14 protein-coding genes and 1 pseudogene are annotated in these 15976 nt (G+C 35.1%); 4 read left to right on the plus strand and 11 right to left on the minus strand.

Going from position 1 to position 15976, the window contains the following annotated elements:
• Nucleotides 1–264 precede the first annotated feature (264 nt).
• Nucleotides 265–876, plus strand: a complete 612-nt coding sequence (rpsD, locus tag E4Z98_RS07660; protein WP_135254430.1) for a 30S ribosomal protein S4 — start codon at nt 265–267, stop codon at nt 874–876.
• Between the two features lie 145 nt (nt 877–1021).
• On the opposite strand, the gene E4Z98_RS07665 is transcribed toward rpsD, so the two are convergent.
• From E4Z98_RS07665 to E4Z98_RS07690, 6 genes are all read right to left on the minus strand, one after another.
• Nucleotides 1022–1534, minus strand: a complete 513-nt coding sequence (locus tag E4Z98_RS07665) for a hypothetical protein (RefSeq protein ID WP_135254429.1) — start codon at nt 1532–1534, stop codon at nt 1022–1024.
• Nucleotides 1535–1652: 118 nt separating this feature from the next.
• Nucleotides 1653–2957, minus strand: a complete 1305-nt coding sequence (locus E4Z98_RS07670) for an ISL3 family transposase (RefSeq protein WP_135961156.1) — start codon at nt 2955–2957, stop codon at nt 1653–1655.
• A 222-nt stretch (nt 2958–3179) separates the two neighbouring features.
• On the minus strand, nt 3180–4325 hold the full coding sequence (gene nagA / locus E4Z98_RS07675; RefSeq protein WP_135254251.1) for an N-acetylglucosamine-6-phosphate deacetylase: 1146 nt from the start codon (nt 4323–4325) through the stop codon (nt 3180–3182).
• 92 nt (nt 4326–4417) lie between these two features.
• Nucleotides 4418–5275 (minus strand): helix-turn-helix domain-containing protein, encoded by an 858-nt coding sequence (locus E4Z98_RS07680; protein ID WP_135254252.1) that lies wholly within the window; start codon nt 5273–5275, stop codon nt 4418–4420.
• A gap of 187 nt (nt 5276–5462) precedes the next feature.
• Complete coding sequence (locus E4Z98_RS07685) at nt 5463–6680, minus strand: pyridoxal phosphate-dependent aminotransferase (RefSeq protein WP_135254253.1); 1218 nt, start codon at nt 6678–6680, stop codon at nt 5463–5465.
• 54 nt (nt 6681–6734) lie between these two features.
• Complete coding sequence (locus E4Z98_RS07690; RefSeq protein ID WP_135254254.1) at nt 6735–7481, minus strand: acyl-[acyl-carrier-protein] thioesterase; 747 nt, start codon at nt 7479–7481, stop codon at nt 6735–6737.
• Between the two features lie 123 nt (nt 7482–7604).
• On the opposite strand from E4Z98_RS07690, the gene E4Z98_RS07695 reads away from it, so the two are divergent.
• Entirely contained in the window at nt 7605–8255 is a 651-nt protein-coding gene (locus tag E4Z98_RS07695; RefSeq protein ID WP_135254255.1) for a metal-dependent transcriptional regulator, read from the plus strand.
• Nucleotides 8256–8317: 62 nt separating this feature from the next.
• Entirely contained in the window at nt 8318–9829 is a 1512-nt protein-coding gene (gene zwf / locus E4Z98_RS07700; protein WP_135254256.1) for a glucose-6-phosphate dehydrogenase, read from the plus strand.
• A 65-nt stretch (nt 9830–9894) separates the two neighbouring features.
• On the opposite strand, the gene E4Z98_RS07705 is transcribed toward zwf, so the two are convergent.
• From E4Z98_RS07705 to E4Z98_RS07715, 3 genes are read right to left on the minus strand one after another with little or no spacing between them, the layout of a single operon-like run.
• Nucleotides 9895–11142, minus strand: coding sequence for a PH domain-containing protein (locus E4Z98_RS07705; protein WP_168182779.1), 1248 nt, complete (start codon nt 11140–11142; stop codon nt 9895–9897).
• Entirely contained in the window at nt 11051–11365 is a 315-nt protein-coding gene (locus E4Z98_RS10320; RefSeq protein WP_135961185.1) for a PH domain-containing protein, read from the minus strand. The genes E4Z98_RS07705 and E4Z98_RS10320 overlap by 92 nt, the downstream gene beginning before the upstream one ends.
• A complete protein-coding gene (locus tag E4Z98_RS07715; RefSeq protein ID WP_135254258.1) occupies nt 11358–11849 on the minus strand; it encodes a PH domain-containing protein in 492 nt (163 codons plus the stop codon). Before E4Z98_RS07715 ends, E4Z98_RS10320 begins: the two co-directional genes overlap by 8 nt.
• Before the next feature lie 219 nt (nt 11850–12068).
• On the opposite strand from E4Z98_RS07715, the pseudogene E4Z98_RS07720 reads away from it, so the two are divergent.
• Nucleotides 12069–13348 (plus strand): annotated as a pseudogene (locus E4Z98_RS07720) (ISL3 family transposase).
• A gap of 139 nt (nt 13349–13487) precedes the next feature.
• Here E4Z98_RS07720 and pepV read toward each other — a convergent pair.
• Both pepV and E4Z98_RS07730 read right to left on the minus strand, forming a co-directional pair.
• Nucleotides 13488–14903: a dipeptidase PepV gene (gene pepV / locus E4Z98_RS07725; RefSeq protein ID WP_135253411.1), complete on the minus strand. Its 1416-nt coding sequence runs from the start codon at nt 14901–14903 to the stop codon at nt 13488–13490.
• A 36-nt stretch (nt 14904–14939) separates the two neighbouring features.
• Nucleotides 14940–15818 (minus strand): YitT family protein, encoded by an 879-nt coding sequence (locus E4Z98_RS07730; protein ID WP_135253410.1) that lies wholly within the window; start codon nt 15816–15818, stop codon nt 14940–14942.
• Nucleotides 15819–15976: the final 158 nt, after the last annotated feature.

Consider the following 15976-nt stretch of genomic DNA (forward strand, 5'->3'; position numbering starts at 1 on the left):
CGCGTCCCATTATAGCATATATTTTGTAAGATTAAACGACCTTTTTATTTTTAATTTGACTAATATTGTTTACTTCGTTATACTGTTAAGAGTGTAAAATAATGCAGCAGAAAATGAGTAAGCTCGTAAACAGTTTGTCGCCCATCCGGGTTCAATTGCGTAACCGCGGCTGCAAAGGTGAAGATTGAAGGATAAACTGAACGAATACAAATTTTTCAATTGATTATTTTACTCCAAAACACAATTATATTGGAGGAATTTTAAATGTCACGTTACACTGGACCATCATGGAAAGTATCTCGTCGTTTAGGGATCTCACTTTCTGGAACTGGTAAAGAATTAGCACGTCGTCCTTACGCACCAGGACAACACGGACCAAACAGCCGTGGAAAAAAATCTGAATACGGTATGCAATTGACTGAAAAACAAAAATTACGTCATATGTACGGTATGAACGAACGTCAATTCGTTAACTTATTTATTCAAGCTAGCAAGATTAAAGAAGGTAAACATGGTGTTAACTTCATGATCTTATTAGAACAACGTTTAGACAACGTAGTTTACCAATTAGGTTTAGCGACTACTCGTCGTCAAGCTCGTCAATTAGTAAACCACGGTCATATCTTAGTTGACGGTAAACGTGTTGATATTCCATCATACCACGTTGAAGTTGGACAAGTTATCTCAGTTCGTGAAAAATCAATGAACTTAACAATCGTTAAAGAAGCTGTTGAAGCTTCAGTTGGCCGTCCTGCTTACGTAAGCTTTGACGCTGAAAAATTAGAAGGTAGCTTAACTCGCTTACCTGAACGTGAAGAGTTAACTCAAGAAGTTGACGAATCATACATCGTAGAATTCTACAACAAAAAACTTTAAGATTTTTTATCTCTTGTCTTCAATTTTTGGCAAGAGATTTTTTAGACAAGCGTTATTTCAAACTCATACACCAAAAGACCTCTAATTTAATTATTAGAGGTCTTTTAAATTTCCAAAATCCCGTGCTTCCCCTTGTTGCCATTTTTTAGTGAATCGATAATTGATAAGCCAACCAACTATACAATAAACACGGTATCACAAATGACAACATCAAGAAAATAATGGCTCCTTTTTGATAACGATATAATTTTTTAAATTGTTGTCTATGCGCTACTTCTAAACGCAATCCCTCTTTTAATCCGTCATTTCCTACTAACATGCCCTTGTTAATTAAACACTCTTTTTTACTTTTAATCACTACCCCAACGATAGACAACACACTCGCTAGAAGAAGTATCATCCACGCAGATAGATAGTGATTGTGCGTCAATAGCTTATAGCTATAGCCAAACATCCCCACAGCTATCATATAGCAGGTAACTTTCATTGTACCTATTTTTCTAGCTTGATACTGATCTTCTTTTGTAATAGCTTGATAAATGGCAAGTTTTTTTGATACTTGTTTGGTATAATTCAGTAATTTAACCCCACTCCAACACGAGACAACAAACGCCAATATTATCCATAAAAGAACCCCTAACACCAAATAATTAAACATAACAACCTCCTTTCCACGCAATTAAATAACTGGCTCTTTGTCAAATTGGACTGATGAGTAATTTTAGCCAACCATGAAATTGGGGAAAACATTCTCTGATTTCATGGTTTTTTGTTATTTAATGATTAACTTCTATCAAACCTTCGGTTAAAAAGATTCTAATCCTCATATTGCTGAAAGATTTGAATCCATAAGAAACTCGTTTTAATGTTTTGATGTGTGTATTCTTTGCTTCAATCTTCCCATTTGAATAGGGATGTATTAAAGCATTGGTAATTCCTTCTTGATGACGTATTAGGTTTTGTACTTGTCCTTTAAACTCTTCATCTAATTCTTCTGGTAAAGTATTCAATAATTCAAAGAATCGTTCATATTCTTTTCTTCTAAATGAATCTAATAAATCATGGAAGTAGCCATAGGCTAATTTTAGAGGTTCGGAAAAATCTAATAACCGATCAATCATCATCTGTTCGGTCAAATAAGGATACTTATTTGACCGAAAGCTCGGCCATCTTTTGTATTCAGAGATATTAATGTCTAATCTATTTTTAAGTAGGAAGCGCCAATTTTTCTTAAGTTTACTTGCTTCTACTTTATGTCCCGATGCCTTGAGTTTTTTCATTTCCCGTACTCTGAAACTATTAAAGGCTTCATTCAAATGTTTAACAATATGAAAACGATCAATGATTAATTCAGCATTTGGAAAGATATCCTTCACTAATTGGAAATAAGCTGCATTCATATCTGTCACAAGGTATTTTACTTTAAAACGTTCTTCATCTGGATAACCATTAAAGTGAGGCATGAGATAATTTAATCGTCTACTTTCCAATATTTCTACTAATCGCCCTGAATTGCCATCAGCACAAATAAAACTCATAGAGTCTTCTATGGCTGTATGCGAACGGAATTCATCAACCATTAAAACCTCAGGCAACCAACGGTTTTTTGGACTAGGAAGGTAAATTTCTAACGATTTTAATACCTGAATCACTTTACTTATTGAAACACTACATAATTTAGCAATTAGTTTTAGAGATATTCTTTCACCTAATAACTCAATAATTTTGCCTTCAATTATCCTTGAAACATTGTGACAAGGTTTAACTAAATCAATTTGAGCAGTCCAGTGCTTATTACAGTTGCGACAACGATAGCGTTGCTTAGATAGCTTCATAGAGACAATTCCTGTGTTCTCATGTGTTAATAGAATCTCTACTTCTTTAGAACCATTCTTAACAATAACGTACTTGCCGTCGCATTCTCTTGGAGAAGAGTCACAATTAGGGCAAGCTATCGTTTTAGGTTTATAGCTCGCTTTTATAATTTTCGCAGGCTTATTACGATAGGTTCCTTCGGAAACACTAGAAATTGTTAGATTAGAGTCTTCAATTCCATAAATTTTTTTGATATCATTAATCATAGCATATCGCTCCTTTTGTTTGTTTTGTGTGGTAACTTAATTTTAACAAAAGGCGATATGTTTTTTTTAGATTAAATACAAAAATAGGGCTGAAGAAGGAATAAACCTTCATCAGTCCTATTTATTATAGAGCCAAATAACTAAGCTTAACATAACACAAAAAGGGCTATGACAAAAACGTCATGCCCTTTTACATATTAATTATAACACTTAGTCCTTTTCTTATGCTTCGTATCTTACTACTCCGTCCAAATATGTCGCTTCTAAGTCCATAGTTGGTGATAATACGATGAAATCTGCCTCACGACCTGGCGTAATTGAACCACATTTATCTTCAATATTACAGCTAACTGCTGGAATTAAAGAAGCCATCATTACTGCTTGTTCTGGTGTAGCAACACCCCACTCAACAACATTTTTCAATGCTTCTTTTAATTTTAAAATACTTCCGGCCAAGTTACCTTCTGCCATACGTGCTGTTCCTTCAGCCACAACTACTGGGAATTCACCTAACATATATTCACCATCAGGCATTCCTCCAGCCATCATACAGTCAGTAATCAACGCAATATGATCATGACCTTTTGTCTTAATCAATACATCTACCGCTTTAGGATGGACGTGGTGACCATCACAAATCAACTCTGCATAGACATCATGTAACGTCATCACCGCACCGACCATTCCTGGTTCACGGTGGTGTAAACCACTCATTCCGTTAAAAGCATGAACAAACACACTGGCACCATTCTCAGCGGCTACTTGTGCTTGAGCAACCGTCGCATCACTATGACCTAACGCAACAACTACTCCTTGATTAGTTACTTCACGGACGAATTCCGCAACACCTTCGCGCTCTGGTGCTAAAGCGATTTTCTTAATGCGTCCACCTGATTCTTCTTGCCATTTGTTAAAGATTTCTAAACTAGGGTCACTCATGTAAGCAGGATTTTGGGCTCCTTTATATTTTTCAGTAAAGAATGGTCCTTCAAAATAAATCCCTTGAATTTTAGCTCCATCTACTTCATCGGCTACTTCACCAATGGTACGTGCAACGTTTGTTAATAACTCATGATCAGACGTTAATGTTGTCGGTAAATAAGACGTCACCCCACAAGAAAGTAAAGCTTCTGACATAATTTTAATACCCTCTGGATCGTTATCCATGACATCATGGTTCATATATCCGTGAATGTGCGTATCAACTAGGCCTGGCGCAATCCATTTACCTGAATAATCAACAACTTCTGCCCCTTCAGGAATTTCGTTAACAACATTACCAAATACGCCATCTTCTACCTCTAAATACGCTGGTCCTACTGTTCCACTTTTTAAGAAAAATTTATCTGCATAAACATAATATTTCATATACAAACCTCTTCCGTTTATTTATTTAACCTATTATCTACAAACTACTCTTTTTTACAAAAAAAGTCAAGAATGGTCTACACCATTCTTGACTAAAAATTAATCACTTCTCCACTTGTTTCTAATACATGTAAATTATTGGCTAATTCAACAAAAAAAGTTGCCTCATCCAAACGATTCAAATCTTCTAAAGCCATGCCTTTTATATAGAGCAGATCTTCTAGCAAGTACATATTCATCATTTTTCGGCACCATGAAATCCCTACATCCGTAATTTCCATTGCTTCTTGAGGCAATGAAAGTTCTAATTGATACATTGATTGAAAATAAAATAACTGAGATAATCTAATTTTCATGCTAAAAGAATGATGTTTAATATATAATTCAAAGCTTTTCTCAATCAACTCTTGTGCTCTATCTGCTTCTCCCCATCGATGATGAATATATCCGAGTAGCGTCATTAAAATAACTTCTAGGTCACTTGGATGTGATGAGTCTTCTTGATAGGTATAATTCAGGGATCTTGAGAAATATTTAAAAGCTGTTTCCATATTACGTTCATAAACCATCTCATAAGCACCTCGATAGTACATTAACAATTGATTCTCTAAAATACTTAAATCATCCGTTTCTGATAACACACGATTGGCGGCTTCGTTTAATCGTACATATTGTTTAGTAATTAAATAATGCTCCAAAATAGTAAACCATTCCGGCTTGGATAAAATATCCTCATTATTAGACGCGTTAACTTCACAAAGCGCCATGACATCATCAATCGTTACCGATAAACGGTCACAAATCTTTCTTAATAAAGACAGTGAAGGTACAGTATTTTCAACTTCAAGTCGTTCTAACACTTCTAAGCTACAAATCCCCTGTGAAAGCATCTCTTTAGAAAAAGATTTTTCTTCACGAATTATTCTTAACGTACTTCCTAAATTTTTCATCTCATCACCTCAACACCCTACTTTAACCATATCCTAACATTAATACATCATATTATACCCAAGAAAAGGTTTTCATTCTATACGTTATACAAAAAATGATAATTTTCTTCCAAAAATCACACCATTTTCAAATTTACTTTTTTCAAAAAAAGATTCATAACCTATACGGGTTATGAATCTTTTAGTACTATTTTTGCTTATATGTTTGCAAGAAATCTGCCATATCCTCTGCCATATACTTTAATTCTTCGACTCTTGGTAAGTAAACAATTCGGAAATGATCTGGTTCTTTCCAATTAAAGCCGCCACCATGAACCAATAACGTACGTTTTTGATGCAAGAAATCTAAAACAAATTGCTCGTCGTTTTTAATATTAAATTTCTTTGTATCAATCTTAGGAAACATATAAAACGCGGCTTTAGGTTTAACAGCACTTAAGCCTGGAATATCATTAATGGCTTTGTAAATAAACTCTCTTTGTTCATAAATACGTCCTCCCGGCAATAGTAACTTATCCACACTTTGATAGCCACCTAATGCAGTTTGAACAATTTGTTGCGATAATACATTTGAACATAATCGCATCGACGCTAACATATTTAATCCTTCAATATAACCTTTCACATGCGTTTTATCACCACTCAATACCATCCAACCCACACGGAATCCTGCTACACGATGTGATTTAGATAAACCATTAAAACTTACAACAAAAACATCAGGCGCAATACTAGCAACCGGTACGTGTTCTAAACCATCCATGACCAATCGATCATAAATTTCATCTGCAAATAAAATCAATTGATGTTCACGAGCAATTGCTACAAGCTCTTCCAACAGTTCACGTGGATATAAAGCACCTGTTGGGTTATTAGGATTAATAATCACAATTCCTTTTGTTCTAGGTGTGATTTTGCTCTTAATATCTTCAATATCTGGGTACCACTCAGCTTCTTCATCACAAATATAATGAACAGGCGTTCCACTAGCTAGTGAAACCGACGCCGTCCACAAAGGATAATCGGGCATAGGAACCAATATTTCATCCCCTTTGTCTAATAATCCTTGCATACTCATCGTAATCAACTCACTTACACCATTTCCCGTGTAAATATCATTGATCGTCACATTATGAAACCCTTTCAGTTGGCAATCTTGTTCAATTGCCTTACGCGCTGAAAAAATCCCTTTAGAATCAGAATACCCTTCTGAATTACGTGCATTTAGAATTAAATCACGAATAATTTCATCTGGTGCATGGAAATCAAAAGAAGCAGGATTTCCTGTATTAAGTCTTAGAATTTTTATGCCATTCTCCATCATACGCTCGGCTTCATCTAAAACCGGACCGCGTACATCATAACTTACACCTTCTAATTTTAATGATTTATCAAACTTTTTCATGATTTATTCCTCTTCCCATTTTGATTAGCCAAACTTTTCAGTTATCAACTGATTTTATCCCTGTTTGCGCCATTTAATTATACCTTCAGCGCATTTATTCCCATCAACATTTAATCCATGAACACTAGTCAGTGAACTATCTTGAGTTGTTTGCTCTATAATGTCATGTAGACTTTCAATTTTTTCTCCACAATGTGTCTCTTTAATAAAACGAATAGTGGCGTGTCTGGGCTGATACATTGTCAACGTATCATATGATAGACTATCCACCATCCAGCCTAAATAACGAGAATTATTAACATGTTGATTCGTATCAATATCTGAGAAATGAACATCAAACAATGAACGTTCAGGCTTTTGCGTTAATGTTGGAAAAGCTTCCCCACGTTTAATCGTTTTAATTTTTTCACTTTGATAAGGCTCAATCAACTCTTTTGGAACACTCACCATTTTTCTAGTGGTCATATCCATCAATACAAACGTCGTCATCATATTGACTAATTCATTACCTTCTTCATCATGCAACCAAAAATAACGGTAACAAAAATACTTATTGTGCTCCTTGGCTTCTGTTGTCACAATGATTTTTTCATTTGTACTTGGTAATCGTGTAATATGAAGATCATGTTCGGTAATAACCCATGTAATCCCTAAGTGTTTCACGTAATCACTATCACGTTCGATTAAGGCACTTTGCGCTTCAGATGTATCAATCACTATGTTTAATAGCATTGGTAACGTTAACCGGCTATTCGCGTCACATTCATAATATTTCACTACATGTTCTTGACTATACTTCATCGTTGATTCAACTCCTTTTTTAGAATTATACAACTAAACTAACTTTAAGTGTTAGTAAAACTATAGTTTTTAACATTCATATATTTTTATGATAGAATAAATAGGAAAGAAAGGTGGCAACTCATGACTCCCAATAAAGAAGATTACCTAAAACTCATGTATGAATTAGGGGCATATCGTAATAAAATAAGTAATAAATCAATCGTTGCTGGCTTGAATGTTTCTCCTGCTTCAGTAAGTGAAATGGTTTCTAAATTAGAAAAAGACAATCTTGTAACACATACTCCTTATCAAGGCGTACAATTAACCGAACAAGGCATGATTTATGCTAGCTCATTAATTAGAAAACATCGCCTATGGGAAGTGTTCCTCGTTGAACATTTAAACTATTCATGGGAGGAAGTCCATGTTGAAGCTGAAATATTAGAACATGCAACATCTGATATTTTAAGCAATCGTTTAGAAAGTTTCTTAAATAATCCAGAATTTTGTCCACATGGTGGCATTATTCCGTCGTTAGATACCTTTATTGAAGAACCTAATCAATTATCTCTAAATACTAGAAGTGAACAAGACCGTGTCGTCATTAAACGCGTACTAGATGAGACGGAATTACTAGAATATTTGGCCGAGATTGGCCTACAAATTAACGATATCGTTACTATCAAAAAAATTGGGGCATACGAAGGACCAATCATCTTAACAAATGAGCACGGGAAAGACGTAATGATTAGCTACAAAGCAGCATCTAATGTCTTTATCGATGTGCTTTAAACGAATAATTTATCCATACTTCACCCAATAACCGTACTAAAAAATAAAGGCAGGTATACTCCATGAATCAAGAACAAATTGCTTTATTTACCATTTTTGGTGCCACAGGCGACTTAGCTCACCGAAAATTATATCCTTCTCTCTTCAGACTATTCCGCAAAGGATTTATTAACGAACATTTTGCAGTTATCGGAACAGCTAGACGTGAATGGTCAGATGCATATTATCGTGAAATCGTTGCTTCGTCTATCGCTAGTTTAAATCCAACCCAAGAAGAAACCGAAAAATTCGCTTCACATTTTTATTACCAAGCACATGATGTGACGGATACGTCTCACTATACAAGTCTAAAAACTTTAGCGGACAAATTAGACGAAAAATACAATTTAAAAGGAAATCGTCTATTCTATTTAGCAATGGCACCTAACTTTTTTGGAACAATTGTTAATCATTTAAGTTCTGAAAAGATTATGACAGATAATGGCTTTAATCGTTTAGTTATCGAAAAACCTTTTGGAACCAGCTATGAAACAGCTGCTGAATTAAATGAACAAATTCGTGCAGTCTTTTCAGAAGATCAAATTTTCCGTATTGATCATTATTTAGGTAAAGAAATGATTCAAAATATTTCTGCCGTGCGTTTTGGTAACAACATTTTTGAATCTCTATGGAATAATCGCTACATTGATAATATCCAAGTGACTTTAGCTGAAGATTTAGGGGTTGAAGAACGTGGAGGCTATTACGATAAAAGTGGTGCTTTAAAAGATATGATTCAAAACCATATTTTACAAGTAGTCGCTCTTTTGGCGATGGAAGCTCCAAATAATTTTACCGAAAAAGAAATTCGTGATGAAAAAATAAAAGCCTTAAATGCTGTAAAAATTTATAACGAGCAAGAAGCCTTAGACAACTTTGTTCGTGGCCAGTATGCCGCTAACCACTTTAACAACAAAGATATCATCGCTTATACAGATGAGCCTAATGTCAATCCTACTTCACGTACCGAAACATTTGTCGCAGGTAAACTAGAAATCAACAACTTCCGCTGGAAAGGTGTGCCGTTTTATATTAGAACAGGTAAACAATTATCTACCAAAGCCGCTCGTATTAACGTAGTATTCAAACCAACACCTGCAAACATCTTCTCTGAAGAAGATATTTGCCAAACATTACCACAAAATATATTAACTATTTATATCCAACCAACTGAAGGGTTCTCTCTTACATTAAATGGAAAAGAACCTGGACCTGGCTTTGAAATTGATCCTGTAAAATTAGATTTCCGTACACCAACCGATGTAGTAGAAAATAGCCCTGAAGCGTATGAAAAGTTAATATTAGATGCTTTACAAGGCGATGCGACTAACTTTACACACTGGGATGAAGTGTCTCAATCGTGGCGTATTGTTGATGTTGTGAGAAAAGCTTGGGACAATGATACTACACCTATCCCAACTTACCCAGCTGGAACAATGGGACCGACTGAAGCATTTGAGTTAATTGCCAAAGACCATCATGAATGGGTTTATCAACCTGATCAATGGTACAAAGAACGTGGCTTATTAAACTAAAAAGTTTTATTTTATACTTATACAAAAGGAGTTGTGACAAATTTGTCACAACTCCTTTTGTGTTGCTATTCTTTCTCTCTATAAAAAAGTTTCAATCTACTGCTGTCATCATCATTAAGATACTTCAACCGAATTTCTTCGTTTATCAATGTCGATTTAAGCCACATACTTACATGACCTATTTGTTTTTTTACTAACCATTTACTTGTCTTTTGAGAAAAGGCTTGTACTTTATCTTGCTCAATAAATATTTGTGTCTTAGTAAAAAAACGAAAGGTTTGGACGCACAATCGCTTTGAAGATTGCAACGCATATCCTTGATAATAAGCCCCAAGTGAAGCATTTGTAAGCGTCATAAGTAATAAGAAACTACCTACTAAACTACCCACCCATAAAGAAAAATAGCTAATAATTGCACTTATGCACAGTACGATTAATAATTTCCAACGTAGAAAATACCACATCTGCTGACGACCTACAAATTGAATCATCGGCTTTTCAAATTGCCATTCTGGTAATAATTGATTCAAAATAGTAAAAACATCTCTTTCTTGTATAATCGGCAATAAATACAGTGTATGACTATCTGTATCCGTATCATCTGAAGACTGTCCACCCGCAAGTGTCAATTCTACACTAGCTAAGCCAAATACCTTTCTCATAAGTTGCTGTTTGATTTTGATTCCTTGAATCTTAGCTAAAGGAATGGTTTGATGTTTTCTTTCAAACAACCCTCGTTCAATCATTAACGTTTGAGCGGTACGTGAGGCACTAAATCGATAATATTTAGTCATATTTCTAACAATGCTAACAATACCAATTAACACTAATGCAAACAAAATAAAAACGATTGCTAATAACCATCCTGCTTGAAATAATTCAATGGACCTCTGGCTAAGCTGATCAAACCATTTTTTCGGTAAATATTCTTGAAGAAAGAAAAAAACAGTAAAAATTGCTGGAATCATGCCTAAATCAGTTAATGAAAAAACGAAAATTTCTTGATTAGAAATTGAATATGCTTCTGAATTATCTTTAGAAAATGACGAAAACTGCTTACTTTCTTGATCAGCCTCTCGTACATCACTATTCAAATAACTGTTCTGATCACACTGTCGATAATGTTCAATCAAATGAAGTATCTCTTCCTTTATCACAGGAAAGTTCGCTTCCGCTTTCTCAGTATCTCCACCCGCTGTTTCAATGGATACCTGAATCAATTCAAACGGTTTGAAAAAAAAACCACTGGCGTTGTTTAAGCGTTTGAATACGGTTATAGGGAATAATCGTCTCTTTTTTGTTAAAAATCCCATGGTAAACCACCAGATGTTCATCCGTTACTTGATAATAGCTAAAAACATAATCCATTATCGTCACGAAGACTAACACTGATATAAATATTCCAATAATTAAAAGAAAATAACTTGAGTTCCTCAAATTAATATAAACGATAATCAACAGGAATAACCATCTTTTAGCCAACTGCACAAAGCGAACAAGTAGCGCCATCGGATGAAAGTGCTGTTTATTAGACATCTTGTTCGGCCACCTTTATCATGTTAATTATTTGCTCACGAAGCTTCTTTGCCTCCTCTATTTCTAGTCCTTCAATTTTATGGCTAGTTGCCGCAGTATGAATGATAATTTCCATTAACTGCTCTTTTCTTAGAAATGGACCTTGCTCTGTTTCAATATGCTGAATTCGGTTAATAGGAACATACGTTATCTCTCTAAAAATATACCCTTTTTGAAAAGATAAATCTTCTGGAGATACTTCGTAGCGATGAAAGTTGTAACGATAAGGAATTAGTATTAAATTAATCAAACTAATCAAACACGTCACAACAAAATAACTGATTAGTAGCACAAGCCAAATACCTTTTAATTGTAAAAACCACCAAACAACTCCCACCCCAATACCACCTAAGACCAAACATACTAATGTTGTAAATAGGGTGCTTTTCAACCAAACTTTTTTAATACGCTCAGGCATCTGATGTTGTAATAACGGATAATCCATTGTGTCACCTCCACATTGACTATATTAGTTCCCATTATAAATGAAAACGTTAAAATGAAAAGCCATAATAAAAAAAAAGGCTGTATAATATTTGGTGTTGATGGAAAATCCAATTAGGATTTTCTGTTAACACTTTTTTTTGATTTTTAGACAAAAAAAGAGACCTCAACCTGATAAAATTAAAGTCGACTAAAACCAAATATATCGGAGGGGTCTCTTATGGATAAGCATACTAGAAAATTACTTGGATTGGAAGATAAAAATATATATTTTGCAGAAGATTGGTTAAAAGAAGAAAAGAAAAAAGATGTTCTGGCTTATATTATTGAAGGTGTATTAACCTATCGCCCGACTTGCTGCGAAAAATGTGGTGAACTAGATAGCTCAAAAATCGTTAAAAACGGATATAGAACGACCAAAACACAATTACCGCCCTTTAGAAATAGACTGACGTATCTAAAGCTGCATCGTTCAAGATTTCGTTGTTACACCTGTGGTGCTACTTTTATCGCCTCAACACCTATCGTTGAACGCAATCATCATATTTCCCGTGAATTAAACTATCAAATCATGATGGAATTAAAGCGTATTGTATCTCGTAAAGATATTGCGGAACGGTACTTTGTTTCTGATGTAACTGTGTTACGTACACAAAGAGAGTTAGCTAAACAACGGACAATTAACTACAATCACCTACCAAGTATTCTATGTATTGATGAATTTAAATCAATGAAATCATGTGAAGGCTCTATGAGCTTTATTTGCGTTGACGGCGTTAGGAATAAGCTGTTTGTCCTCTTAGAGGACAGACGATTGGAGAAGTTGGCTAGTTATTTCATGAAGTTTTCTCTTAAAGTACGCAAATCCGTTAAATACTTAGTCATGGATATGAATGGTAGCTATGCGCAACTAATCAAGAAAGTTTTTCCTTGTGCTGAAATTGTCACGGATCGTTTTCATATTGTACAACACATTAACCGTAGCTTTAATCAGTTACGTATCAATATCATGAATACCTTCCGAAATCATCATTCAGAAGATATGAAGAAATATCGCAGATTGAAGCGTTACTGGAAACTCCTTTTAAAAGATACTGATACTTTAGATAATAAGCATTCACATTATCATTATTTGTTTAAACGTGAACTTTTCCAACAGGAAATTATTGATGAACTATTAACTTATGATGAGCGTCTACGACTAGCATACGATACCATCCAGCTCTTACATCACTATCGCAAGAAATCCGATGTAGAGAACTTCTTTCATATAATAAATGACTTATCTAAAGAGCTTCCTAACTGGTTTAGAAAGAAATTAACCTTCTTCAATCGACACAATCAAGGCATTTATAATGCCTTGATTCTAATGGTATTACCGAAGGTATCAACAATAAAATCAAATTAATTAAACGCGTTTCCTACGGCTATCGTAACTTTAGAAACTTACGTGATAGAATTTATATTTCGCAAGGATTAATTTTCCAAAATATCATATAAAAAAGGTGAAGCTTTTACACTTCACCTAGTCACTTATTTTAGCAAATTTGAGCCCATCAACACTATTTGACGAAGAGCCAAAAAAAAGAAGCACCACTAACTTTTGAGCGTTAGTTGGTGCTTCGAACTACGAATGTCATTATTTCACTAAACGATAAATTGCATCGGCATAAATCGCTGTTGCACGGAATAAATCGTCCAATGCCATGAATTCATTTGCTTGGTGCATTGTATCAATGCTATCTGGGAACATAGCCCCATACGCTACGCCTCGTTCTAATAAACGACCGAATGTACCACCACCAATTACTTGACCATGACCTTTTAGACCAGTGTGTTCTTCGTATACTGATAATAATGTTTTTACTAATTCGTCATCTTCTGGTACATAGTGCGGTCCTTTACCGCCTTCTAGTACTTCTACTGAAAAATCAGTTGAAGCTAAGCTTTCAGCAATTTGTTGGCCAATTGTTGCTTCATCTGTTCCTTTTGGATAACGCATATTCAATAGAACTGAGTTCACTTCACTTGTTGCATCAAAGTTGAATACCCCAACGTTAAGTGATAACTCACCCATAATATCATCTGTGATTGCCACACCAATTTTCTCACCTTTTGTGTCATCGTGTAAGAAAGTTGCGATTGTATTGATATATGTTTTAGCATTCCCTTCAAAAGCATATTGATTTAAGAAGTTTGCTAAGTGTGTACCACCATTAATTCCTAGATGTGGGCTTGCTCCATGTGCTGATTTACCTTTAACAAAAACTGTCACAGTTGAGCCATCAATGGTCACTTCACCTGAAATACCTTGTGCTGCTACGTATTTTTCTAAATCAGTTGCTATTGAAGCTAATACATCGGTATCTTTTACTTCTAAGACAGCTGTTCCTGATTCAGGTACCATGTTAGGACGTAAGCCAGCTTTGAAGATAACTAATTTAATTGCCCCTTCATTGTCTCCAGCAAGATTTAACGAAACTGTCACGTTACCTTTTTCCCCATTAATAATTGGGAACTCAGCATCTGGAGCAAAACCGAAATCTGGTGTTTCTTCAACTTCTAAATAACGGTCTACACATTTCCAGCTACTTTCTTCATCAGTTCCGATAATTAAACGAATACGTTTAGAAGTTGGTAAGCCTAGGTCTTTAATCATTTTGATGGCATAGTAAGCAGCCATTGAAGGGCCTTTATCATCACTTGAACCACGTGCATAGATACGACCATCTTTAATTACTGGTTCAAAAGGATCGGTATCCCAACCAGTTCCAACAGGCACCACATCCACGTGACTGAAAATACCTAATGTTTCATCTCCAGCACCAAATTCAATATGTCCTGCAATATTTTCAACGTTTTTAGTCACAAAACCGTCACGTTCCCCTAATGCTAAAAAGTGTAACAATGCTTCTTTAGGTCCAGGTCCAACTGGTGCATCTGCTGTTGCTTTATCGTCTTCACGTACACTTGGTACACGTAATAAACCAAATAAATCCTCTAATAATGCCTCTTTACGACACTCAACTTCTTTTGTCCAATCAATTGTTGTCATCTAATCGTCTCCTTCGATAGTTAGCTCTTTTTTCTATTATAACCCTGGATCATAAAAATTACCCAAAATTCTTACTTTTTCTGAAATACTTACGAATGCACACGGATCTGTTTCTTTCATTACCTCTTCTAATGTATGCATTTCAAACGCTGTGATAACAGTAAATAACACGGTTTGTGGTTCACCATCATACGCACCTTTAGCGTCATTAATAATCGTCACCCCACGACGCATCTCTTTACGCAATGCGTCAATTATTTCTTGTGGATGTTTCGTAATAATCATCACTTGCATCTTTTGTTGCTTGGTATATGTGGCATCCATTACCTTACCACTAATAAAGAAACTCAAAACACTATAAAAACCATAACGCCAACCAAACAGATAGCCTGCTATCAAAGCAATCATGACATTAAAGATGATTGCAATTGAACCCACTGATTTACCTGTTTTTTTGCGAATAGACAACGCAATAATATCTAGTCCACCAGTAGATACACCATTTTTCAAACCTAATCCTACCCCAAACCCATTAATTGCACCACCAAAAATAGCACATAACAATGGATCTGTTGTTAAGGATGTCGTTGGGACAATATTTAAGGCAATCGCCGTAAGCGTAACTTCTATCATAGTAAAAATAGTGAATTTCTTACTTAACGTACACCATGCAATAATAAATAACGGAATATTTAACCCATAATAAATAACTGAAAAAGGCAGATTAATTCCCAGAATACTCTCTAATCCTGTATCAATAATTTGTCCAATACCGGTCACGCCACTTGCATAAATACCTCCGGGATGCCAAAAAACATTCAAGGCAATCGAAGACATCAAGGCAACTACGACCGAGACACTTACTTTTTTCAAATATTCATGATTAGTTTGCGTTAGAAACGATGGTTTGTTCATTTCACCACACCTCTTTAAGAATGCGGTATATTAGTGACGCCTCACCCACACCACATTATCTTATTCTTTTTTGAACTTTTTCACGATATTCCCTACAAAACAGTCCTCGTTTATGTTGGCTAACATGTAAACGAGGCGTCTGTTTTATTGTATCAATA

The sequence above is a fragment of the Vagococcus xieshaowenii genome (assembly GCF_004792515.1).
GTDB classification, from domain to species: Bacteria; Bacillota; Bacilli; order Lactobacillales; family Vagococcaceae; genus Vagococcus_A; species Vagococcus_A xieshaowenii.

Excerpts from the sequence above, each read along its gene's own strand:
- rpsD (WP_135254430.1), top strand. The coding sequence starts at position 265 with ATGTCACGTTACACTGGACCATCATGGAAAGTATCTCGTCGTTTAGGG.
- E4Z98_RS07665 (WP_135254429.1), bottom strand. The coding sequence starts at position 1,534 with ATGTTTAATTATTTGGTGTTAGGGGTTCTTTTATGGATAATATTGGCG.
- E4Z98_RS07670 (WP_135961156.1), bottom strand. The coding sequence starts at position 2,957 with ATGATTAATGATATCAAAAAAATTTATGGAATTGAAGACTCTAATCTA.
- nagA (WP_135254251.1), bottom strand. The coding sequence starts at position 4,325 with ATGAAATATTATGTTTATGCAGATAAATTTTTCTTAAAAAGTGGAACA.
- E4Z98_RS07680 (WP_135254252.1), bottom strand. The coding sequence starts at position 5,275 with ATGAAAAATTTAGGAAGTACGTTAAGAATAATTCGTGAAGAAAAATCT.
- E4Z98_RS07685 (WP_135254253.1), bottom strand. The coding sequence starts at position 6,680 with ATGAAAAAGTTTGATAAATCATTAAAATTAGAAGGTGTAAGTTATGAT.
- E4Z98_RS07690 (WP_135254254.1), bottom strand. The coding sequence starts at position 7,481 with ATGAAGTATAGTCAAGAACATGTAGTGAAATATTATGAATGTGACGCG.
- E4Z98_RS07695 (WP_135254255.1), top strand. The coding sequence starts at position 7,605 with ATGACTCCCAATAAAGAAGATTACCTAAAACTCATGTATGAATTAGGG.
- zwf (WP_135254256.1), top strand. The coding sequence starts at position 8,318 with ATGAATCAAGAACAAATTGCTTTATTTACCATTTTTGGTGCCACAGGC.
- E4Z98_RS07705 (WP_168182779.1), bottom strand. The coding sequence starts at position 11,142 with ATGGGATTTTTAACAAAAAAGAGACGATTATTCCCTATAACCGTATTC.
- E4Z98_RS10320 (WP_135961185.1), bottom strand. The coding sequence starts at position 11,365 with ATGTCTAATAAACAGCACTTTCATCCGATGGCGCTACTTGTTCGCTTT.
- E4Z98_RS07715 (WP_135254258.1), bottom strand. The coding sequence starts at position 11,849 with ATGGATTATCCGTTATTACAACATCAGATGCCTGAGCGTATTAAAAAA.
- pepV (WP_135253411.1), bottom strand. The coding sequence starts at position 14,903 with ATGACAACAATTGATTGGACAAAAGAAGTTGAGTGTCGTAAAGAGGCA.
- E4Z98_RS07730 (WP_135253410.1), bottom strand. The coding sequence starts at position 15,818 with ATGAACAAACCATCGTTTCTAACGCAAACTAATCATGAATATTTGAAA.